This window comes from Gordonia sp. IITR100 (assembly GCF_002009645.1).
Classification (GTDB): Bacteria; Actinomycetota; Actinomycetes; order Mycobacteriales; family Mycobacteriaceae; genus Gordonia; species Gordonia hongkongensis.
In genome coordinates this window covers 22,550-39,111 of the sequence record NZ_MVKV01000022.1, presented here as the reverse complement: position 1 = coordinate 39,111, position 16,562 = coordinate 22,550, and the positions used below count along the sequence as shown (strand labels likewise).

16 protein-coding genes are annotated in these 16,562 nt (G+C 67.7%); 1 reads left to right on the top strand and 15 read right to left on the bottom strand.

What is annotated here, in order from left to right:
- Positions 1–9: 9 nt before the first annotated feature.
- From B1818_RS24690 to B1818_RS21465, 15 genes are all read right to left on the bottom strand, one after another.
- Positions 10–2,043: a transglycosylase family protein gene (locus B1818_RS24690; RefSeq protein ID WP_078113944.1), complete on the bottom strand. Its 2,034-nt coding sequence runs from the start codon at positions 2,041–2,043 to the stop codon at positions 10–12.
- Positions 2,040–2,357 (bottom strand): transposase, encoded by a 318-nt coding sequence (locus B1818_RS21535; RefSeq protein WP_078113943.1) that lies wholly within the window; start codon positions 2,355–2,357, stop codon positions 2,040–2,042. Before B1818_RS21535 ends, B1818_RS24690 begins: the two co-directional genes overlap by 4 nt.
- Positions 2,354–4,222 carry a hypothetical protein gene (locus tag B1818_RS21530; RefSeq protein ID WP_078113942.1) on the bottom strand — a complete coding sequence of 623 codons (1,869 nt, stop codon included), beginning with the start codon at positions 4,220–4,222 and terminating at the stop codon, positions 2,354–2,356. Before B1818_RS21530 ends, B1818_RS21535 begins: the two co-directional genes overlap by 4 nt.
- Before the next feature lie 13 nt (positions 4,223–4,235).
- Positions 4,236–5,726, bottom strand: a complete 1,491-nt coding sequence (locus B1818_RS21525) for an SCO6880 family protein (RefSeq protein ID WP_078113941.1) — start codon at positions 5,724–5,726, stop codon at positions 4,236–4,238.
- A 79-nt stretch (positions 5,727–5,805) separates the two neighbouring features.
- Positions 5,806–7,350: a hypothetical protein gene (locus B1818_RS21520; protein WP_078113987.1), complete on the bottom strand. Its 1,545-nt coding sequence runs from the start codon at positions 7,348–7,350 to the stop codon at positions 5,806–5,808.
- Positions 7,341–8,192: a hypothetical protein gene (locus B1818_RS21515; RefSeq protein ID WP_078113940.1), complete on the bottom strand. Its 852-nt coding sequence runs from the start codon at positions 8,190–8,192 to the stop codon at positions 7,341–7,343. Before B1818_RS21515 ends, B1818_RS21520 begins: the two co-directional genes overlap by 10 nt.
- The gene (locus tag B1818_RS21510; RefSeq protein WP_078113939.1) at positions 8,189–8,593 is read right to left on the bottom strand and encodes a hypothetical protein; all 405 of its coding nucleotides are present in this window, start codon (positions 8,591–8,593) and stop codon (positions 8,189–8,191) included. Before B1818_RS21510 ends, B1818_RS21515 begins: the two co-directional genes overlap by 4 nt.
- A 71-nt stretch (positions 8,594–8,664) precedes the next feature.
- Complete coding sequence (locus B1818_RS21505) at positions 8,665–9,243, bottom strand: hypothetical protein (protein ID WP_254859810.1); 579 nt, start codon at positions 9,241–9,243, stop codon at positions 8,665–8,667.
- Positions 9,244–9,287: 44 nt separating this feature from the next.
- Positions 9,288–9,536 (bottom strand): hypothetical protein, encoded by a 249-nt coding sequence (locus B1818_RS21500; RefSeq protein ID WP_078113938.1) that lies wholly within the window; start codon positions 9,534–9,536, stop codon positions 9,288–9,290.
- A gap of 15 nt (positions 9,537–9,551) precedes the next feature.
- Positions 9,552–9,869, bottom strand: coding sequence for a hypothetical protein (locus B1818_RS21495; protein ID WP_078113937.1), 318 nt, complete (start codon positions 9,867–9,869; stop codon positions 9,552–9,554).
- Positions 9,870–9,888: 19 nt separating this feature from the next.
- Positions 9,889–10,491, bottom strand: coding sequence for a DUF6668 family protein (locus B1818_RS21490; RefSeq protein WP_078113936.1), 603 nt, complete (start codon positions 10,489–10,491; stop codon positions 9,889–9,891).
- Entirely contained in the window at positions 10,488–11,288 is an 801-nt protein-coding gene (locus B1818_RS21485; protein ID WP_078113935.1) for a hypothetical protein, read from the bottom strand. Before B1818_RS21485 ends, B1818_RS21490 begins: the two co-directional genes overlap by 4 nt.
- Before the next feature lie 43 nt (positions 11,289–11,331).
- Positions 11,332–12,606, bottom strand: a complete 1,275-nt coding sequence (locus tag B1818_RS21480) for a hypothetical protein (RefSeq protein ID WP_078113934.1) — start codon at positions 12,604–12,606, stop codon at positions 11,332–11,334.
- A 61-nt stretch (positions 12,607–12,667) separates the two neighbouring features.
- Positions 12,668–13,420 carry a hypothetical protein gene (locus B1818_RS24235; RefSeq protein WP_176455971.1) on the bottom strand — a complete coding sequence of 251 codons (753 nt, stop codon included), beginning with the start codon at positions 13,418–13,420 and terminating at the stop codon, positions 12,668–12,670.
- Between the two features lie 212 nt (positions 13,421–13,632).
- Positions 13,633–15,252, bottom strand: coding sequence for a cutinase family protein (locus B1818_RS21465; RefSeq protein ID WP_254859794.1), 1,620 nt, complete (start codon positions 15,250–15,252; stop codon positions 13,633–13,635).
- A gap of 608 nt (positions 15,253–15,860) precedes the next feature.
- Here B1818_RS21465 and B1818_RS24790 point away from each other — a divergent pair.
- The gene (locus B1818_RS24790; protein ID WP_078113931.1) at positions 15,861–16,388 is read left to right on the top strand and encodes a helix-turn-helix transcriptional regulator; all 528 of its coding nucleotides are present in this window, start codon (positions 15,861–15,863) and stop codon (positions 16,386–16,388) included.
- Positions 16,389–16,562: the final 174 nt, after the last annotated feature.

Genomic DNA, 16,562 nt, shown 5'->3' with positions numbered 1-16,562 from the left:
GTGGGGCTCCTATCGAGGGTCGGGCAGCGAGTCGCGATACTTCGGCTCGTTGCGGATGATGATTTCGGCGTAGGGGCGGGTCTCGGAGAAGTGCCGCGGCACCTGGTTGGGGAATCCGCCGGAGGACTGCACCGCACCGGGGCCGGCGTTGTAGGCGGCCAGGTACAGGTCGCGGCGGTCCTTGTTCGGGCCGCTGCGCTCCTCGACGGCACCCGAGGCGATCCACCCGTCGACCTGTGTGGCGATGTCGCACATGAAGTGGCCCTGGGCCATGATTCCGTCGCCGACCGAGTACGGGTCGACACGGCGGTCGCGGTCGTAGTCCTTGCCGTAGGTCGCCCACGTGCCCGGGATGAACTGACCCGGTCCCATCGCCTGATCCGGTGAGGTCACCTGCGCTTTGAAGCCGCCGGTCTCCTGATGGCCTTGGGAGGCCAACAGAGAGGAGGTGATCTGGGGGCAGATCTTGCCGGCCTCGTTGTACCAGCGCGCCCAGTCCGCCGGCACGGTCCCGACCTTGACGGTGCCGCCCCCGCCACCGCCAGGGGTGCCTTCGGGTTCGCAGTCGTCTGATCCGGCGCTGCTGCCGCCGGCATCGCCGCCGCGATCGCGGATCCGGCCGAGGTCTTCGCCGTTGTAGAGCGGGGAACGGTCGACGGTGACGTGTACGTGGTCGAAGTGATTCGCTGTCCAGCCGCCGCGGTCGGGCATGACGTTGCCGGGGCCGCGGGCGGGCTGATAGTACTGCCGCCAGATGGTGTATTCGACGTGAAAGACGTCTTTGTTGTCCATCACGTAGCGCTGGATGCGGTTGCCCAGCTCGACGTTCGCGGGGTCGCGGCCGTCGTTGGGGATCATGATGTCGGCGGCGCGGCCGTCGGGGTGGTCGCTGAATCCGCCGCCGTCGGCGCGCCATCCGCCGATCGTTTTTAGTTGTGGGAACCGTTGGGCGACAGCGCGGACCAGTCGCACGGTGTTGGTTTGGAAGTGCGCTTCTGACCCCAGGCGGGACGCCATTGGCTTGGAGATGTCGAGTTCGCCGCTGCTGTCGGTGACCGCGCCCAGTGTCTCCGCACGCGGTGCGCCTGCTGCCGGTGGTGCGGGTGGTGGTGCGCGGGCGGGTGCGCTGTCGACGAAGGTGCCCTCCGGGGCGGGTTTCTTGCTGCGGACCCCGGCCTTGCGGGAGGTCACCGGCCAGGCGTCCCAGCCCTGGCCCTGCAACGTCTTGTTGGCGATTTCCATCTGCTCACCCGGGGTGGCCTTGTCGGCGGTGGGGGCGTACTTCGCTCCCCCGTACCCGGTCCAGGTGCTCGCCGAGAACTGCAAGCCGCCGTAGTAGCCGTTGCCGGTGTTGATGGCCCAGTTGCCGCCGGATTCGTGCTCGGCGACCTTGTTCCAGTCGGCCACCGTCACCACATCCGCGTCGGCTCCCCCACCCGGGGCGGGGGCCGCCGGTGGTGGGGTGCTGCCCGGTTCGCGGGCACCTTTGAGCCACGGCATTGGGTCGATCGCCCGTTGCCCCCAGCCGCCTTCCCACACCTCGAAATGCAGGTGCGTGCCACCCGGGCCGGGTGGGGAGACTTCGCCGTTGTAGCCGGCTCTGGAGATCTGCTGCCCGGCGGTGACTTTCTGGCCGGCTTTGACCATGAGGTCCTGGGGGAACACGTGCCCGTAGACGGTGTCGACGCGTTTACCGTCGATGTTGTGCGACAGCACAATCCATTGCCCGAAACCGCTGGCCGGCCCCGACTTGGAGACGGTGCCGTCGAACGCGGCGTAGATCGGCACCCCGGGCTGGGAACCGAAGTCCACGCCCTGATGCATGGTGCCGCCACGCGGACCGAACCCCGAGGTCAGGCTGTAGGTGCCCTTCTTCATCGGCATGGTCCGCTGCCCAGGATTACCACCACCGCCCGACTCCGCCCCCGAACCGGGGGTCTCGCAGTCGGTCACCACGGTGCTGAGCATCGTGACGACAATCAGCGGAATCGCCACGATCAGCGCCAATGCTGCGGCCAGACCCCCCTTGGCCCCGTCATTCATGGCCGCGTCCGGTCCTGCCGGTCCTTGAGTGCCGCGACGAGATCGGCGTTGAGTTGCTGCAAGGCGCGCAGCTGCTCACGTGCTGCGGCCAGTTCCAGGTTGCTGCCGGCCTGCGGCGCGGTGTCCTCGGCGGCGATCGCCTTCTGGTACCAGTTCTTGATCGTGTTCGGGTGCACCGAGAACTGCTGGGACACTTTGTTGCACGCCGCCCACAACGACCGCACATGCGGCAACACCTCGCGCACCGCGGCCACGGCCAGATCGCGGATTTCGGGGTCGATCCACCCGTAGCGGCGATCGAACTCTGCGCTCATGCGGCGTCCCCGGACCGGGTGCTGACGCCGGTAAACCGGCCGCTGGTGTTGTGCACGCCGCCGTCGGCTTCGATCGGGGTGAAGTTGAGCCGGAACGGGGTACCGGGCCGGTCGTCCTCACCGCTTTTGAGCAGGAACACGCCCTGGCCGTGCGGGCGCGGGCGGTCCGCCGAGGTCGTCGAGGCGTCATCCCCGGCCCGCATGCGGGCACGCAATTTGCGCAGCACCGACTCCGACGGCGGCGGTGTGGACGCCGCGGAGGTGACCAGTGCCCGTTCGGCGCGGTTGAAGTGGGTGACCGTGGAGAGTCGGTCGAGTTCTTCGGTGCCGACCGGACCGATGAACTTCAGTCGCGCTTTCTCGAGGAACCCGATCGCCTTGTTCGCATCTGCTTGGGACTCGAACGCCGACAGGTCGGCCACCGAGTGGGTGATCATGATCAGCGACACCGCATCCGATCGGTTCAAGCGGACGAGCGCGTCGACGCGGTCGACGATCCCGGCACCCGAGCCGATGACCTGCCACAGCTCGTCAATGATGACTTGGAAGGTGCGTCGCGGACCCATCCCGGCATCGGCGAGGACGTGGGCGGCCTCGACCGCACCGAACCCGTCCGACCAGCACACCAGCAGTAGCGCAGCTTTGAGTTTCTTGTCGCCCTTGGGAACCCGGGACACATCGACACACACCGCAGGTGCGTTGACGTTGATCGGCTCGGTCGTCTGGCCGTTGAGGACCCGACCCAAACGGCCCGACACCAACGCCCGCAACGACCGCAGCAGGTTCGACGTCGCCGCAACATACGCCTCGGGTGTCTCGACCGCGGCGTCCTCGTACAAGCTCGGCCCACCGGCTTTGACCACGGCGTAGAGGTCTTCCAGGATCGGCGGGTTGCTACCGGTGAACCCTTTTCCCGCGTCCTCGACGGGGGTGTAGAGGATGTCGAGGGCCGAGCCCAGCAGGGTGTCTTCGTAGTCCTCGACCGCACGGCCGCGGTTGATTTCTACCAGACCAGCCACGGTAGCGACCTGCCGCGACCGCAGGTCCGCACTGACCTGGGTGATCTGCTCGCGCAGCTTGTCCAGGCCACGCCGGCTGGCCTGCGGGTCGGCCTCCATCGCCGCGGCTCGCTCGCGCAGCTGGTCCAGGACCTCACCGAGCGCGCCCGCGGCGAGCGGGTTGATCTGTTGATGCCCGTAGCCGCCGGTGATGACCTGGCCGTCGTTGGCGCGGGTCAGGTCGGCGTAGTCGGGTTTGATGTCGCCGAGGAACAACGAGGTGTGGCCTTGGGCCATGTTGCCCTCCGCCAGGCGCCGCACCAGCGACGACTTACCGAACCCGTTGAGCGCGAGCACGAACGCGATCGGCGCGGTGATCAGCCCGGCGAGGAACCAGGTCAGCGGATCGCAGCCGAAGTCCTGGCCGGTCTGCAAATGCGCGCCGAGCGGGGTGCCCAACAGCGGCGACGACGCGCCGATGGAGAACGGCCAGAACCCGCCGGCCACCTGCGCGGTCGTGGTGCGCCACTCCAGCATCCGAACCACGATCGAGGTACGCCCGCCGCCAGGCTTCGCCGTCCCCCGATGCCCGGGATCGGGGCTTTCGATATCGAACCCACCCTGCTCGACCGCCCGAGTGATGGCGCGTTCGCGACGCCGATTCTCGGCCGCCAGCCTGCGCTGAGCGCGGCGAGTCGCCCACCGCCCGCCGGTGTCGTCGGCCGCTGCCATCTTGAGCGCTTCGTAGCGCATGGCGGTCATCACCAGCACCCCGCCGATGCGTACGGTGTCGGGGATCTGATCGTGAGGGGCTGTGTCGTCGATGGCTGTGCCGCGCTGGCCGGGACGAGTGCTCAGTAACGTCATCGCACCGGTCCCCTCACGCGCTCAGACGCTTGTTGACGGTGGCGTATTCGGGCAGCAGAATGCCCAAGCCCAGCGACCCGGCGAACGCCGAATCCTGCCCGCCGTACACCCGCTGCACCCCGATCCGGGCCGCCGAGGTCATGCCTTCGAGTTCAGCGGCCAACTGCGGATGATCGGCGTCGCGCGGAGCGGTCAGCGTGATCAACATGCCGAACCGGGTCAGTCCCGCGCCGCGGGCCTGTTCGATCCGAGCCGCGCGAGTGTTATCCACGCGGATCGACGCCTCGGCCGAGCCGATACCGGTCTTGGCCTGCTCAGCAGACAGCGCGTTCTTGAAGTCGGTGTCGACGAGCTTCACCGCTTCGGCCTCGTTGTGAATGCGGTACACGATCGCCACCCGCTTACGCGGCACATCCATGCGAGGCACCAGCAGCGGCCGCAACGCCTCATGAGTCACGGTGCCCGCCGGGGCGTCGGTCATCTCCCAGGTCACCGACCGGAACCCGTTATGCACGTAGTGATCCCACTCAGCCTTCGCCCCGGCACACCCGGTCTGGTCCCACCGCAACTCGTCCTGCTCGTCGCGGGAGAGCATCACCTCCAACTCGCGGTCAAGCTCCGGGCGGAACGCGCGGGTGGCCACCGCGCACAACTCGCCCGCGGTCATCGGCGTGGCATCCAGGCCCGCCGTCGCGGCGCGGCCCACGATCGTCGAGAGCAGACGCCCGATCGCCGCACCCTGATCGGCGACCTCGGTGCTGTCGGCTTCGCGCTGGCGGCGGAAGGTGATCGACACCCGCACCTCGTTGCGGACCTTCGCCGACATCCGGTGCAACGCCGTCTGCGCCATCACCTCACGGGAGAACTCCGGACCGTGCGTGGAGGTGATCGAGCGGACCTCGGCGGCAATCCGAGTGCCGTTGTCGGGCAGCGTCTCCACCACCACCATGGCCCCGGCCACGTTGTGGGTCTTACCCAGCCCGGACAGGAAGTCGTCCCACCCGCGTACCCAGTTGTTGATCTGGGATTGCTCGACGAGCTCCTGGCCTTGGGGCTGAGTCGAGAGCACCACCGTGTAGTGGTCCTTCGCCCGCGCGTGGATCAGCCCGAACCGGTGGCCCGAACTCAACTCGTACTCATACAACCGGGTATCCCCGGCGATACCGGGCATCTGGCACCGTCCCGGCACCACCCCGAACACGCCACCGCGGAATGTGGTGTGTCCCTTGCGCTTGGCGTTCCAGAACGCAAACCTCACGATCATCAACTCCCAACCAGTACGGCCGCGGCGTTTCTGCACCAGCGGCACCAACACGACTGCGCCGAACAAAAGCACGACGCCGGTCATCGCCAACGACCGGAAAACCATGAACTGCAACACCCCGACGATCAGCACGCCACCGGCGAACAGCGTGGCGCCCCAAGACATCCCGAACAGACCCGGTGACTGCGGCTTCTCCCACCGCCCATACAGCAGGACCGCGTCGGCCTCCGACGAACTCATCAGCCCTGACCCCCTGCCGCTGCTCCGCCGTCTCTAATTGGCTGGGCGGTTCCGGTCGGGTCAGCAGTGTTGTGGGTGGTCATCGGTATTGGCCTCCTTCACCAGCGAGGGATGCGGATTCGTAGTTGTCGTCGAAGAGGGTTTCCGAGGCGCTCATGGCTGAGGAGGCGGCTTGACTGACGTCGCCGACCCCGACTGATCCGGTGCCACTGCTGCCCGCGCCGGGTGATGCGGAGGGTTGGGGTCCGCTGCCCGCGCCGGCGGCGGTGCCGGCGTCTCCGGGGTTGCCCGAGCCGGTGCCACCGCCGTGGCGGCCGACGTGTCCGGACGAGCCGGTGCCGCCGCGGCTGCTGCCCGATCCCCCGCCGCCAGAGTTTGAGGGTCCGCCGGATGATCCCGTGCCCCCGGACAGTCCGCCGGAACTGGGTCCGGTGGGTCCGCCCATCGGACCCAGCGAGGCACCCGACATGGATGCGGTCGACCCGCCCGCTGATCCGGCGCCGGCCGCGGCCGATGCGCCGCCGGTGGCGACCATGGTGCCCGCCGCGGCGACAGCCCCGGCGGCCATCGTTCCGGCCTGCAACCCCGATCCGCCCGACATCGCCGCGCCGGCCGAGATCAGTTTGGTGAGCATCGGCAGGACCAGCACGGTCAGCGACAGCAGGATCAACCCCATGAGCGCCATCTGGGCGTCCTTGAGGGACCCGACGTCGTGGCCGGCGAGTTTGAACGCCACCCAATACACCAGCGCGGCTACTGGTTTCCACAGCAGCAGGGCGATCGTCCACTGAATGAGGCGGGAGAACGCCATCTTGCCGATGGTGGTTCCGCCGAAGCTGCCCACCACCGGGATCATCGCGACGACCACGGCGAGCATCGCTTGGCGGCCGATGAGGAGCACCGCCTGCAAGATCCCGCCGAGGATGCCACACACTGCGACGATGAGAATCAGTCCCGAGCCGAGGGTCAGCAGGTTGGCCGCGGCGAGGTTGGTGATGAGGTTTTCGTTGTCCTTGGTGCCCTGCTCAAGCAGCCAGTTCGACAGGGCGTCACTACTGGCGGTGCACGCGGTGAGCACCCCGCCGAACATCCACGCGCCGAACACCGTTTTCGCCAGCCCCATGAAGGATTCCTGGGCTTCGTTCATCACCGCCTGGCGGCGCGCCATGACCAACCGCCAGGACCCGATCAGGATCGACGCCACCAGCCCGTAAAGCTGAATTTGCACGGTGGCCTTCTGGATGTCCTGGATGACCGAGTCCGAGGCGTATTGCGGTGTGGGGAGTTTGATGAACCACGCCAAGGTGAGCTGGAGGATCTTCACCCAGCCCCCGGCCATGGATTTGACCATTGATTTGAAGCCTTCGCCTGCGGCGTCTTTGACTGCCCCGGTGGCCGACTTGACGCCCGCGCACGCCAGCGGGCCGGTGAGCAGACCCAGCGGGCTCGACGCGCACTCTTTGATGTTGTCGACCACGCCGGGGGCGGCCGCGGCGACCGGGACCATCTGCGCGCCGGGGTCCTCGGCCGCGCTGCCGCCGAACGGCACTCGCAGTACGAGCACGGCAGCGAGGACGGCCGCGATGAGCAGGCGTCGTGGCCAGCGGGTGTGAGTCAGAACCATGTCGACCACGCTGGGTTGTCGATGTACTCCATAAGGCCCTGGTCGGTGGAGAGCATCTGTTCGGTGATGCGCAGTTTCCATCGGCCGTCGTCCCACACGACCGGCATGTAGCCGCCGCCGTAGACGGTGCCGTTGGTCGTCGGGAACTCTGCGGGCGCGGGGAACGGCCCGAATGCCCAGCGGATCGTCGCGGCGTTCTCGGTGTAGCGGTCCGGGGTGATCTGCACTGCGGCCGGCATCGTCTGGTACTGCGGGTCATTGGTGACCGCGAGCATCTGCTGTTTGAGGTCGGCGGGGCCGATCACAGAACTGTCGACGACCGCTTGGCGCACCTTCTGTGGGCCGAAGGTGGCGCGCAGCAGGATTTGCAAGCTGGCCAGCGCCGCGCCTTGGGGGGTGCGACTGAACCCCGAGGGCACGCCGTCGGCACGGATCGCGGTCGGTCCGTCGCTCGTGCTGAACGGCATCGGCACCCCGTAGACCTTCTGCCACTCCAAGCCCTGCGGAGCGCGCACCGGACTGGTCAGTTGCTTCGGTGAGGTTGCCGGACCTGGGTCGAGGACATGCCCGTTCGGGTCGGCGGGGATGCGCATACCCCGGCCCAACACGTCGACGTCGTTGCCGAGGTAGTCCTGACCGGGATCACCGCTCGGCACGCTCGGAGTGTTGATCGGTGGTGGCGGCGGTGGTGGTGCCGCGTCGTCGGAATTATCCAGGCGCGAAGCGGCGAAGCCGACCGCGGCCACGATCGCCACACCCACCACAGCCAGGGCGATCCACACGATAGGGCGGTTCCACCGTCGCTTCGTCGTGGCAGTGGTCTCGTTGTCGGTGCTGCTCATGCCCGCTCACCGCCATGCCCGACCGGGTCATCGGTCGTGGCGTAGAAGCTGAGGATGAATGCGCACGTGAAGAGGACGACTCCCCCCAGAGGGATGCCGAACCACGTGATCATCGGCAGCCCGCCCGACATCGCCAGCATCACTGCGCCCAGACCCGCACCGATCATCCCGATGACCTGGAGCCGCGCTCCGAGCATGCTCGGCGCCCAGGGCGGCGACGTCGGTTCACCACGCACGAGAAACGATGCGCCCGCGGCGATCATGAACCCGACACCGAGGGCGATGACAGCGAGTGCGCCGACAGTCTCGCTGTCGGTCCACAATGCGACTTGACTGAGCAGGGCACCGGCCACGCCGTGACCAGCACTGGCCATCAGGATCATGCCCAGCTCGTGAGGCATATCGTCGAGGCTTAGCCCGAGGGGATAACGCATGTGCTGACTCCTTCTGCGGTGCAGCGTGTTTGACGTGGTTAGGAAGGTTCCGGGAGGTCGATCATGTTCGCGGGCAGCGTGGGGATGGCGTGCACGCGGGTGGTGGTGTTGTCGGTGGCGGGGAGCTCGAGGAGCCAGTCACCGGTGACCGACCACACGACGGTGGCGGTGGTGCGGGTCAGCGACTTATCGGGTTGGCGGGTGATGATGCCGACCGTCGCCTTCTGCGGGGTGTAGGAGTCGATGGTGTAGCCCTCGACCACTGGCGCTTGGTCTTTATCGACTGGGTGCCCGATCGAGATGCGTACCCGGTTGATCGACCACTGATCCCGCGCCACCGACGGTGCGACGAGTGCGCCAACGACTTTCGGCCACACCACGTCGTCGGCGATCGACATGCGGATGGTCGCCGAGATCGCGGCTAAGGCCGCCCCGGCGCCGGTGTGGTCGTAGCCGGTCGGGGCCGACCCGTAGCAGTCTTTCGGGCCTTGGTCGGCGCACGGCACCTGCACGCCGCTGAACGTCGTCCATGCCACGTCGGTGGGTGGTGCGGTCGGTGGCGGGGTCGTCGACGAGTGCGCGGCGGGGTCGGCGTCGCCGCCGCAGCCGGTGAGCATGCTCACCACGACAGCCAGCGGGGCCAGGGTTGCCAGGGCCCGGGTTAGAAGGACACCAAGGCCCCGGCGATCCCCGCTGCTGACGATCCGATGATCAGGCCGACGATCACCCCAAGCGGGGTGTCGGGTGGCTCGGCGTGCGGGTTGTGGTGGGCGTGACCCATCTGCCCGCCGATCCAAAACAACCGACCGACCCCGGCCAGGCAGATCAACCAGAACATCCAGCCCAAGAGCTGTTCGAACGGCTGGGTGACCGCGTCGGGCAGGTCGGCGGCCAGCTGCATCACCAGCATGCGTGGTCTCCTTCATCAGGCTGTGAGAGCCCCGACGAGACCGCCGGCGATCGCGATGATGACGCAGCCCACGCAGGTCTTGGCGACCTTGGTAGCCGCTTCGCTGTCGGCGGTGCCCTGGTGGCGATCGAAGCCGAACTTGCCGCCGGCGATCAGCAGCGCGGCGACCGCGGCCAGGCAGGCGCCCCACCCGATCCACGACACCAGCGTCATGAACTTCTCCGACCCCGGCGGGGCTTGCGGCGGAATGTCGTATCCCGGGTTGGCGGCGAGCAGGTGGACCTCGGTGGCGAGGAGCTGCACCTGGCCGTATGCGGTGGTGACGATTCCCATGGTGATTCTTTCCTTTGTGTTAGGCGACCGTGGAGGACGGTTCGCTGTGTGCGGCAGCCCGATCGGCTGCCAAGTCGTCGCAAATCTGCTGTCCCACTGCGGCGATCGCGCTGGGCACTGAGGCCAGCACGCCATCGGAGCTGGCGCGGGTGGCCTTGACACCGTCGGCGGGCCGCCAGGTCGGTAACTGCCGGTGCAGCAACGGGATCAGCGCTTTGACCCACGGAACGCGGTAGGAGTGCGGGGCCAGCTCGGCAACGGTGCGGGCGTAGCGCAGGACGTCTTTGCTCGCCCGGCCCGGTTCGGCGGCCACCGTGATCAGTCCGCACACCTGCACCCCGGGTGGTGCGGTGTCCTCGTGGGCGGCACGCAGCACGTCGGCGGCCGCGGCGATCCCACTCATGTGTTCACGCGCGACCACCAGCACGCGGCGGGTGGTGCGTGGCGAGGTTGGCCAGCAGCGGCCGGTGTCGGCGGCCGGCGCCCACATCGTCGCCAGCGTGCTCACCCCCGCTCCGCCGTGAGCGCCCATGAGTGCGAACAGCGGCGGGAATTCACCGGTGACCGGGAGCGGTTCGGTACGCACCGACAACCGGGCGATTCCATGGGGCAGCGCAGTCACCGCGACACCGCCTGCTCGCCGGTGCCCGCCTGGCCGTCGCGGGTCAACTCCGCCAGCGCCCCAACGGCATCCCAGGTGCGCGGGGACAGTCGTTCGAAGGAGTCGCGGTCGAGGGCGGTGCCCGACCCCAACACGGGGTCGTAGTCGAACGCGACGACCGCAGCCACGTGGCCGGTCATCGCATCGTGGAGCATGTCGGTCAGCGCTGCGTGATTGAGCGTCGGGATCTGGCAACAGATCACCAACACGGTGTGTTCGAGCACGCCGACGCCCTCCCAGTGGGAGAACACCCGCCGTGCGCGGTTGATCAGATCGGGGCGCGGCCCCAGCACGAGAACCGGTGTCGCTGCTCCGGTCTGGCGATAGTCACCAACCGCGGCGGCCGCGAGCCGTGTGCGGGCGCCGGCATCGACTACCGGAACCGCAACCCCGGTGGCCGACACCTCAAGCGCGGTGGCAATCGAGGACCCCTCGGTCGGCGACCACATCGTGGTCCCCCGCCCCGATTGCCACCAACCTGCCTCTCCCAGCTCGTCGGCGCCCAGGCGCTCGACCATGTCGCTGTCGGTGCACGACAAGTCCACCCACCACGAACGCTCCCCCAGCTCGGCAGCCCGGTAGTCGGCCAGCAACGCTGACACCACCGAGGTGCCCACACCTCCGCTGGTCCCGCACACGATGACCGGCCGTTCGAGCATCACCTTCTGCGCGGGCTCGGGTGCGCGCCCCCCGACCCCGATCAGGGGACGGTGTCCGGTCTCGGTCAACCACGACGCCGATGACGTTGGTTCGCTCATGATGGGTGTTCCTTTCACTCTTCGAGGGGGAAGCTGCCGCGGCTCAGCGGTGAGCGGGCTTCTTCTGCTGGCCAGGCCAGGCGACGTGCAGACCGGGCACGGCTGCGCTCAGCTGATCGGTGGCCTGTTCGGTCCACTGCCGCACCGTCTCCTGCGCTTTGGCGCCGCCGGCGCCGAGCACGTTGTACGGGGCGCGGGCCTGCTCGCCCGACCAACCGGCGCGCACGGTCTGACCGGCCACGTCCACCGCCGCCGACACATCACCGCGCACGTTGACCTGGTAGTCCACCGCCGGCAGCCCCGCCCGAGCGGCGTCGGGTGCGGCTAGGTGCACCTCGAACTGGTTGGGGCCGGTCGGCGGTGCCTGCTCGGGTGTGGTGCGGGGCCGGGGTTCGGGCTGGCCGGGGAGTCTCGGCTGGGCCGGGTCGGCGCCCGGGTCCCCGGCGCCGAGGGCATGCGCGAGCAGACCGCCGACGGTGCCGCCCGCGACACCGCCGATGACGGCGGCCGGGATGCCCAGTGCCGCAGCGCCAATCGCTGCGCCAGCCCCCGCGCCGATGAGTGCGCCGGGTCCGGTGTTGGCGCCGGGGGCCGGCACCACCAGGGTCGAGCCGATGATGGCGCCGGTGACACCACCGATCAGGCCGCCGCCGACCGCGCCGGTGACCGCGGCTGGAACACCGAGGGCGAGCGCACCGGCGGTGCCGCCGCCCATCACACCGATGATGGTCGCTGCGGCCTGACGTGACGCCTCGTCCTCGGGCACCCCCACGCTGATCAGGCCCTGGGCGATCTTTGCTTCGCCGTAGGCCGACCAGGCGTTGATCGAGTTGATTTGCTCCTGGGTGATACCAGGGAACTGCTTCTTGACGTCCTCCACGGGCCGGACGTGATTGCCGATACGCACCATCTCGGGTGGCGGGGCGATCGGCTTCACCGGCGGCGCCGGACGGGGCGCGGTGTAGGGCCGCGAGGGGGCTGGAGTGTAGGGCCGCTCATAGATGGGTTCGCTGTAGGTCTGCGGTGCGACGTAGGGCTGGTACGGCGCCTCTTGCGGCGGGGCGGGGATGAACCCTCGGCCCGGCGGCGTGACCGCCGGCGGAGGTGTGGAGGTGCCGCCCTGCTCCGGGGGCTGCGGAGTCGTCGGGGTGGTGCCGCCCTGTTCGGGGGTGCTCTGCCCGGTGCCGCCCTGTTCGGGCTCAGCCAGCGCCGCTCCCGCGCCGAACCCGGTGGCCAGGGTGCTCGCCACCACGGCCGCGGCGATCATGCGGTGCCGGGTGTAGGTGTGTCCCTCGCGTGGGCGATGTTTGGCGGTCATTGTGATCAGTTCCTTTCGATTGAAATGCGCTGTGTACCAACAGGTATGTCGGTACACACGGTCAGGATTCGTCCTTGGAAATGGAGGCGATCCAGGTCTTTCCGTTGGCCTGAACGGTCTGGATGAGCTGGCGATACACCGTCGGTTGGGCCTGGTCGGGTTGGGTTTCGGTGAGCGTCACCGCGTACAGGCCGGTGCCGCGGTCAGTGATCCGTAAGCAGTGGCTCGTCCCGGCCGGACGTGCGTCGATGCTCTTCTGTAAATCGGCGGTGGTTCCCACCCCGTTCGGGGTGGCCACCGCACGGGCGGCCTCACCGGATCGGCGGACGTAATAGGCGTAGTCAAACGCCTTGATCACTCCGGGACCCGACGTTTGATCGCCCTCGTCGTTACCGACTGTCACCGGCCCGTCGATCTGTTCCGGGCACTCATCAGCAGGCGGTGCCGGTGCCGAGGACGTGGCGCCCAGCACCGCGACCGGATCACGCGGCTGCGGGTCCTCACTCGCCCCGCCCAGCAGACTGCCCACCACAGCCGCCAGGACACCGGCCACCACCACCACCGCGGCCACGCCCGCCACAACCACCCGCACCCGACGGCCCGGCAGCGTCACGCGCCGCCGAGGCCGGGCGGCGGGTTCCGGCCCCGCAGCGGCGGCGGGAAGGTCGTCGACGGTGGGTTCGACCACCCGACCAGCGGCAGGGACAGGCGCAGCAGGCTCGGCGGCCACCGCCTCCTCGGCTGGGCGCGGTGCGGGGTCGTCGGCCGTATCGGGTGCGTCGGTGGTGGCCAGCCACCCCCACTCATCTGCCACCTCGACCGGTGGAGCCGGCTGCACAAACCCTGCCGCGGTCAAGCCTGCGGCCAGCTCGCGCGCCGGTGTGTCACCGGTCGACGCCCATGCCGGCACAGTGCCGAACCACCTCCGGCCGTCGATGTTGTCTGTTTCGTCAGAGTTGTTGGTTGTCAACAAAATTCCCCTAACCCCTTTCGGGATTCGGATGTTGATGCGTAGGAGAAGAAGGGTCAGCCCGCGGCCGGCACCGGTGCCGACGACGAATCGGGACTCTCGGTAGAGAACTGACCCGACCCCGGGGAGGCTGAACTAGGCGCCGCCGCTTCACTACTGGGCGATGCCGACGACGGTGTCGACAGCGACGCTGAGGGGGTGGTCGACGAACTCGACGAAGAACCTGCGGTCACCGTCGTGACCTCGGGCAGCGTCGGGACCACCGCCGCCGACGGCGGCGAGCTGGTGTCTGGAGCGAAAAACCCGTCCCCGCCCTCGGACGGGGTCAAGGTCTTACCTGCCAGGTCTGCGGCCAACGCGGCAAACCAGGTGGCGGTGTAGACCGTTGCCGATAGCCCTGCCGCGGTCGAGCCGTTGCTGGTGTAGCTGCCGTGCTGTTGCGCGGTCTGCCAGTAGCGCACCAGGTTCGACACGTCGAGCAGTTCGGAGTTGTCGGAGATGTTCTGTTTGACCGCAGTGAACGCCTCATTGGCCCACCGGTTCACCGTCGTCGGTGGAACCAGCTTCACCGTCGCTTCCAGTGCTTTCGCTCCGAGCATCGCCAGCGCCGCAGGAGGATTCGCCAGACCAGTGGTTGCTAGAGCGGTGATCGTCGCGGGGGTCAGGACTTCCTTCGCGACCGTGACCGCCGCATTCAGGCCGATCGTGCCGACCTTGACCAACGCGCTGAGCGCATCGCCGGCCGACGGCAACGGCGTGCGCGGATCGGACGCCACGGCCAACCGCTGTGAAATTGACTGACTCGGCTGATACGACAACTCATCCAGGGTTTCGCCCTGGACATCCTCGTTGATCAGCGGGACCGCGGTCTTCACCGATGTCAGCGCCAACGCCTCAGCCAACGACGACAGGGTTTGCACCGGGTCGTCCTGATCAAGCTTGCTCTGCCCGACGATGTTGGTCACCAGATGCGTGACCGGGGCATCGCTCGGTGCGTCACACGCCAAATCGCCGGTCGCGCAATGCGACGCGACCCGGCCAGTCAAATCGCCGTAGTCGCTTGCCGAGTCCGCGACCGGGCCGATACCGCCGCCCTCCGGGGTCGGCTGGCTCAACGCCGGCACCGTCTCCAACGACGCCCCAGACGTACCCGGGGCCGGATCGGGACGGGTGGCGCCGTCGCGGCCCGGGAACAACGGCGAAGCCTTCGGCCGCGTCGGATCACCGAACAGCGACACCCCCGCCACCCGATCCGCCGGCACCGGACCCCTGCCCTGACCGATGTCGCGGGCGACCCGCCCGAGAGCGAACGCTCCCTGCGAGTACCCCGTCAACGCGAAATCAGTGTCCTCACAGCGATCAGCAATCTGCTTGATCATCGAGTTCGTGCGTTTCATCGCCTCGGTGACCGACTCGTCGAACTCCATGTCCGATCCGGCCGTCGCACCGCCGAAACCAGCTGGATACGGCACATAGGCGCGCTGCACTAGCGACCCGGCCATCGTCAACAGCGGCTTCATCACCGCCGACAACATGCCCGAATCCGTTGTCGGACTCGCATCCGACGACGACTGACCAGTGCCCTGAACCCCCAGCACATACAGCTTCGGGCACACACCCGCAGCCTCGGCCGGCGAAGCCGCCACCGAAGTGGCTCCCCCAGCAGTGGCCGCCATCGTGGCCGCCGCCACAAATGCAATTGCCCGATTGCGTGCTGCACGACCCCTCATCGCGCACCACCCATCCCGAGCGGGTATGCCGTGTGCCACGCCCGACGCCACGCACTCAGGTCATCCTCCGGGCCAGCAGGGACCATCAGATGTCCTACCGCACAACGGGTTCCCGCACCAAGTAGTGTGTCGGGGCTGGCATCCGAACCGACGACGCACACCATTCCCGGACGGCGGGCGGAACACTCGAACGATGTTCGGCCCAGTGGTTCTACCCCGGGGATCGTGGAGAGGTCGGCCTCGCGCCGACTCTGGGTAACGCATACAACATGTGTCATGTCGCGTCCTCGCTGTCCGAGTAAGGCAGCAGCAGGAACGACCAGCTTGACGTTTCACGACCCGCACCGGCGGTAGACTGTGAAACGCCAGGCTCACTGCCGCTCCAACGGCAACCGAGCTAGGTATCCAAATTGCTGGTGGGTCGGGCGAGGTTATAGACGGCTAATCTGGGCCTCACCCGGCCTACCGGTATGTTCTTTCGCCAATCAATTCATGTGACGAAACACCCTCCGTCCGTGACCTCAAAATAACACACCGAACTATAGTTACATAGTGTGACACCAAGAAGACGGGCCGACAAGATCGAACGTCGTGATCTATCGCCGCTATCGCCGCAGCACAAGGTCCGACGGTTGAGTCGGAAGGTAATTAGGGGCTTCGATCCGAAGGCTCTGACTGACTTGCGGCGGTCACGTGGTCTCAGCGCTGGCGAACTCGGCAGAGTGGCAGGAGTCAGTGAAAACGCCATCCGATACTGGGAATCGTCAACATCCTCCCCCCAGATCGACAAGCTGGTGGCCGTGCTCAGGGTGCTCGAAGCTCCTGTCTCAGCGGTTGTAGCGATCGACCGGTCTGATGCGCTGCTGTCGGATCTACGAATTCTCGCCGGATTGACGCAGCCGGAACTGGCGGCCGCCGCGGGTATACCCACCTCAACTCTTGCAGCGCTCGAACGCGGGCATCGCCCTCTGCCCGAGAGTTCTGCCGGCGCATTGGCTGTCGCGTTGGGAGTTGCCGGTGATGACGTCCGGGCTGCATATGAACGCACACGCACGCAGCCGCCTCGAATCACGAGGTCCTGAGCGCGCATTGCGGCTCGCTTCACAAGCCTCAGCTGTGGTTGCCGCCCGCCAGATTTGCAGACGCTTCGTTTCGGCACACGTCTGCGGGAGGGATCGCGGCGGAAGGTAGTGCGCTCTGTCGACAGGTACGAGTAACTTACGCATAACATCGCCGTACATTACCTTTAGATGCGT